The 5,211-nt window shown below is 74.5% G+C and carries 6 protein-coding genes and 1 tRNA gene; 4 read left to right on the top strand and 3 right to left on the bottom strand.

The features are described from left to right. Nucleotides 1–222 precede the first annotated feature (222 nt). The 3 genes from VF468_26780 to VF468_26790 all read left to right on the top strand — a co-directional run bounded on the left by VF468_26780 (nucleotide 223) and on the right by VF468_26790 (nucleotide 2,399). Nucleotides 223–492: an arginase family protein gene (locus VF468_26780; protein ID HEX5881895.1), complete on the top strand. Its 270-nt coding sequence runs from the start codon at nucleotides 223–225 to the stop codon at nucleotides 490–492. An 81-nt stretch (nucleotides 493–573) separates the two neighbouring features. Then, complete coding sequence (locus VF468_26785; GenBank protein HEX5881896.1) at nucleotides 574–795, top strand: hypothetical protein; 222 nt, start codon at nucleotides 574–576, stop codon at nucleotides 793–795. A gap of 443 nt (nucleotides 796–1,238) precedes the next feature. Next, nucleotides 1,239–2,399 (top strand): magnesium and cobalt transport protein CorA, encoded by a 1,161-nt coding sequence (locus VF468_26790; protein ID HEX5881897.1) that lies wholly within the window; start codon nucleotides 1,239–1,241, stop codon nucleotides 2,397–2,399. Between the two features lie 254 nt (nucleotides 2,400–2,653). On the opposite strand, the gene VF468_26795 is transcribed toward VF468_26790, so the two are convergent. Next, entirely contained in the window at nucleotides 2,654–2,932 is a 279-nt protein-coding gene (locus tag VF468_26795; protein ID HEX5881898.1) for a YtxH domain-containing protein, read from the bottom strand. A gap of 100 nt (nucleotides 2,933–3,032) precedes the next feature. Between VF468_26795 and VF468_26800 the strand changes: the two genes are divergently transcribed. Further along, entirely contained in the window at nucleotides 3,033–4,595 is a 1,563-nt protein-coding gene (locus VF468_26800; protein HEX5881899.1) for a hypothetical protein, read from the top strand. A 43-nt stretch (nucleotides 4,596–4,638) separates the two neighbouring features. Here VF468_26800 and VF468_26805 read toward each other — a convergent pair. Then, nucleotides 4,639–4,711 (bottom strand) — tRNA-Asn (locus VF468_26805). Then, a complete protein-coding gene (locus VF468_26810; protein ID HEX5881900.1) occupies nucleotides 4,702–5,082 on the bottom strand; it encodes a hypothetical protein in 381 nt (126 codons plus the stop codon). Before VF468_26810 ends, VF468_26805 begins: the two co-directional genes overlap by 10 nt. Nucleotides 5,083–5,211: the final 129 nt, after the last annotated feature.

Here is a 5,211-nt window from a genome sequence, read left to right on the forward strand (position 1 = left end):
CGGCGACCACTCGATCGGCTATCCGGACGTGCGCGCCCTCCCACATCCACGGGCGGCTCGGCATCATCCACTTCGACCGGCACATCGACATGGCCGTGCGCACCATGGACGAGCGCATGCACCACCAACTGGTCGCACGCCACCGACCTGCCTAACGTCCCTCCGAGCAACCTCGTCCAGCTGTGCATCGGCGGATGGATCGGCAACCGGGCCGGCGTCGAGGTGGCCGAGGAGCGCGACACCACGCCATCGACCCCGGGGTTCGCCCCCGGCACCGTGACGCCCGAGCCCGGCGGGCTGCTGCCCCGCGAGGCCCTCAAGGCGGTCCGCATGGCCGCCCGGGAAGGGCTCTGCGGCATGGAGCTGGTCGAGATCGCGCCGCCCTACGACGTCCACGACATGACCGCCCAGCTCGGCGCCCGCATCATCATGGACGTCCTGGCCACCCTGGTCGACGCCGGCCACCTTGGCCGGCGGTCACGCTCGTCGTGACGCTGGCGTAACGCTGCCGGAGCGGTCGGGGCGCATCCTGCTCACGAACCAGCTTGTGAACCAGATCACAAGGAGGACGTCATGAGCAGCCTGATCGCCAGCTCCCCGACCCGCCGTCCCGCCGTCCGCGACGACGCCGCCGTCTCCGCCGACCTGGACCGCGAGCACGAGACCGGCCGGTCCTGGCTCTGGAACCTGGTGCAGGCGCTGGCCTACGCCGGCGCGTCCTACGACCCGACCGCGGCCCTGGCCGCCCGGCGCCTGGCCCGCCTCCGCGACGAGGAGCTCCGCCGGGCCCGGTGAGCGGCGCTCACCCGGCGACGGTCCCGCCGGGCCGGTCCCATCCCGGCAGGCCCGGGCTCGGGCCCTGGTGGAGCTCTGGGACCACGGCCGCCGCCCGGCGGGAGCGCCGGGACCTGGTAGCCGCCGCCGCGCCCCCGAGCCGAGCCCACCGACCCCGCATCCCCCGACCACTCTCCGTGCCATCCGCCCGGTCCTGCCTCCTTCGACGCGGCGCCCTGCCCGCGGTTCCCGCCCGGTGCCTGACCCACCGTTCAGGAGTGCGGTAGGCTGGCCGCGTCCGTTCACTGTCGAGGACGCGGGAGGTGAGGCCGCTGTGAGCAGCAGCCAACCTCCGAGTCCCCGCTGACGCCGGCCTCGTCTCGGCGTCACTGGCGGGGCCTGCGCGTCCGCGCGGCCCCGTTCCCGGTCCCTGCGCAAGCTGCGTCCTCGATAGGAGGTCTCTCATGGGTGAGCGGCGTCCCCGCGTGCTGCTCCCGAACCGGCGTGCCGGTCGCGGCTGGAACGGCCAGCGGCAGCCACCGGCGCCCGAGGTGTCGATGGAGCCGCGGCCGGCGGCCCCGGCCGCCCCGGCCGCGACCGTCGAGCAGAGCGTGGTCGCCGCCGCCATCTACCGGGACGGGCGCCGCGTCGACAGCCCCCCGACGGTGGCCGAGGCCGGCAGGCGGCTGCGCGACCAGCCGGGCACCATGGCCTGGATCGGGCTCTACCGCCCGGCCGAGGCCCAGCTGCTGGCCGTGGCCGAGGAGTTCGGGCTGCACGAGCTCGCCGTCGAGGACGCCATCGTCGCCCACCAGCGCCCCAAGCTGGAGCGCTACGGCGACACCCTGTTCGTGGTGCTCCGCGCCGCCCGCTACCTGGACGACGTGGAGGAGGTCGAGTTCGGCGAGATCCACGTGTTCGTCGGCTCGAACTTCGTCCTCACCGTCCGCCACGGCCAGGCCCCCGACCTGGCCGCCGTGCGCCGGCGCATGGAGGGCGACCCCGACCTGCTCCGGCTCGGTCCCGAGGCGGTGCTGTACGCGATCCTTGACGGCGTCGTCGACGGCTACGCCCCGGTGGTGGCCGGCCTCCAGAACGACATCGACGAGATCGAGACCGAGGTCTTCCGCGGCGACCCCAAGGTGTCGCGGCGCATCTACGAGCTGTCGCGCGAGGTGATCGAGTTCCAGCGGGCCACCAGCCCCCTGCTCGGCATGCTCGACGGCCTCATGGCCGGGTTCGAGAAGTACGAGACCGACGAGGAGCTGCAGCGCTACCTGCGCGACGTGGCCGACCACGCCACCACCGTGGCCGAGCGGGTCGACGGCTTCCGCCAGATGCTGGGCGACATCCTCACCGTCAACGCCACCCTGGTCAGCCAGGCCCAGAACGAGGAGATCAAGAACCTCACCGAGGCCAGCTACGACCAGAACGAGGAGATCAAGAAGGTCTCGGCCTGGGCGGCCATCCTGTTCGCCCCGACCCTGATCGGGACCGTCTACGGCATGAACTTCAGCCATATGCCCGAGATGGAGTGGGTCTTCGGCTACCCGTTCGCCCTGGCCCTGATGGCCCTGGTCAGCTTCACCCTGTACGCGATCTTCAAGCGCCGCGGCTGGCTCTGACCACCGCGCCCGCCGGCGGGGGAGCGGCGCGGCCCTGCCGGAGACCCGGGCCAGCGCCGCCGTCGTGCCGGACAGCACCTCGTCACGCGCTGCTCTCGTCGGTGCCGTTGCTGTCGTTGCCGCTCCGCCCGGGACAGTCGGTGGCGGAGCGGTCCTGGTCCTGCCCATCGTCCTGGACGGTCGGACCCGGTCCCGGACCGGCCCGCACAGCGGGCGGGCGCCCCTCGGGGCGCCCGCCGCTCGGCCCGGAGGCGCTAGGGCGTGGTGCTGGTCGTGGTCGAGGAGTCGGAGCTGCCGACCTTGCTGGCCACGGCCTCCTTGGCCTGGTCGGCCTTGGCCTGCGCCGTCTCGGTGACCCGGTCCTTGCCGACGCTGACGGTCCGGTTGACCTCGCCGGTCAGGCGCTGGACACCCGGGTTCTCCCGCAGCTTGCCGGCCGCGTCCATGATCTGCTGGTAGCGCTCCTGGCCCGCCTTGGTGCCCATCACGTACCCGGCGCCCAGCCCGACCAGGAATCCCGACTTGAACCGCATTGGCACCTCCTGAAGACGATCACTCATGAGCATGTCTACCCGCCCTGGCCGATCGAAACCCCGTACTGTTGCCCTGCTCGCCGGCCGGAAGGAGGTACCAGTGCGGGCCGTCGCCTCGCCGCCGGGTCGGCCGGGCCAGGAGGAGGCCGTCGCCGGCGACGGCGCCCTCCCGCCGCTGCCGCGCTGGGCCTGGCCGCTGTGCTGGGCCGTCCTGGCCGTCGCGATCGGGTTGCTGGTCCGCCTGCCCGGGCCGGCGACCCTCGACCCGGACGAGCACGCCGCCGTCCTCTACTTCGACCGCCTGGTCGCCGCCGAACGGCTCGAGGAGCCGCTGCTGTCGTCCCCCAAGCCCCTGCTCACGGTCGTCCACGGGCTCGCCTGGCGGGCCGGCCAGGACTGGCGGCTCCTGGAGGCGCTCGCCGTCGCCGCCTTCGCCCTGGCCGTCGTCTGCCTGGCCAGGGCGGCCGGCCGCCTGGGCGGCCTGCCCGCCGCGGCCGCCACCGTCATCGCCGTCGCCGGCTCGGGCCCGCTGGTGCTCCAGTCCGCCCGGGGCAACTCGATGGTGTTCGCCCTGGCCGCCTGGTCGGTCGCCCTCGACGCCCTGACCAGGGGCGGCGGGCCCGCGTGGGGGCTGGCGGCAGGCGCCCTGGCCGTGGCCGGGCTGGCCAGGGCCGAGAGCTGGCTGCTGCTGCCCCTGACCGCCGCCTACGGACTGGTCGCCTGGCGGCGCGGCGACCGCCGGGCCCTCCTGCTGGTCCTGCCCCTGGCCGCCCCGCTGCTGTGGCTGACCCACGACTGGCTGCTGACCGGCGACCCGCTCTATGCGGTGCGGGTCCCGGGCCGCTACACCGACCTCGTCACCGGCCGCCAGGTGGTCCCCCCAGGCGACTGGCTGGCCCTGGTCGCCCGGCGGTATGCGGCCGACCCGCTCCTGCTCGTCCTGGCCGCCGCCGGCGCCGTCTGGCTGGCCCGCCGCCGCGCCTGGCTCTGGCTGGCCGCGCTGGGCGTGACCGGGTTCGGGGTCCTCACCCTCCTGGGCCTGGAGGCCTGGCGCGGCACCTACGTCTCCTGGCGCTACTTCGACCCCGCCGACGTCGCCCTCCGCCTGGCCGCCGCCCTCGGCGCCGCCGCCCTGGCCACCTGGGCCGCCGGCCGCCTGGCCGGCCGGTCGCGGCCCCCGGGTCCGGCCGGCCGGTCGTGGCCGTCCACGGTGGCCGCCGCGGCCGGGGCGGCGCTGCTGGCCGGGGTGGCCTGCTGGCCGCTGGCCCCGGCCGACCCCCTGGTCGACTCGACCCTCGACCGCGACACCCGCCTGTCGGCCAACACCGCCACCGCGATCGCCGTGCTCGCCCCCGTGGCCGCCGACCCGGGCGCGGTGGTCACCGTGTCGGGGCCGCAGCGGCTCCGGGTCGCCGTCGAGCTCGGCCTGCCCCTCGGACGGGTCCGGGACCTGTTCCTGGCCGGCCTGGCCGCCCCCCTCGACCGCGCCCTGGCCGGCAGCGCCGCCGTGTTCCACGACGCCGACGGCGACCGGCCTCCCGGACGGTTCGCCCCCCTCTCCACCACCACCCCGACCCGTGTCGGGGGAGTGGTCCTGACGCCCCTTCGCACCGACCCCGAGCGCGGCCTGTACGTGCACGAGGTGGCGGGGTCGGGAGCGTGAAGAAGCGGAACGGCCCGCGACCACGGTGGGTCACGGGCCAACGCTCCGGGGGCGAGACTCGAACTCGCAACCAACGGATTAACAGTCCGCTGCTCTGCCGGTTGAGCTACCCCGGAAGGGCCGTGCCGCTCAGAAGGGCACTGACCAACCCCATGATGCTCCGGTGGGTTGGGCTGCAACTGTAACTGACCGTCACGCAACCATGCACATGCTTGGCATGCCCGATCGACGGGTCTGCGACCGCCCGGTCCGGCTTCCCGAACTGCGACGGCGGGATCCCCGTCAGCGCCGACCAGTAGGCGATCGTGGCGGCCAGGTCGAGCCCCTCGTGCGGATAGAGGCGGACCCGCAGCCGCGACTCGTCGATCTCGAAGAACCGTCGCAACCAGCAGCAGAAGAAGAGGATCATGCGGGGATCGCTCTTGGCGAAGCGGACCGCACCGTACCGTTTCGTCCCCTCCCCCGCGTACAGGGCGACCCCGGCCACGAGGAACTCCCGCTCGGTCAGCCGGCCGATACGAACCCGCCCTCCTCGGCCAGCCGGTCGATCTCGGCCCGGCGGCGGCGCTGCAGGGCGTCGGGGGCCACGCCGCCAGCCACGGGGCGGCGGCCTGAC

The organism is Actinomycetota bacterium (genome assembly GCA_036280995.1).
GTDB lineage: Bacteria > Actinomycetota > CALGFH01 > CALGFH01 > CALGFH01 > CALGFH01.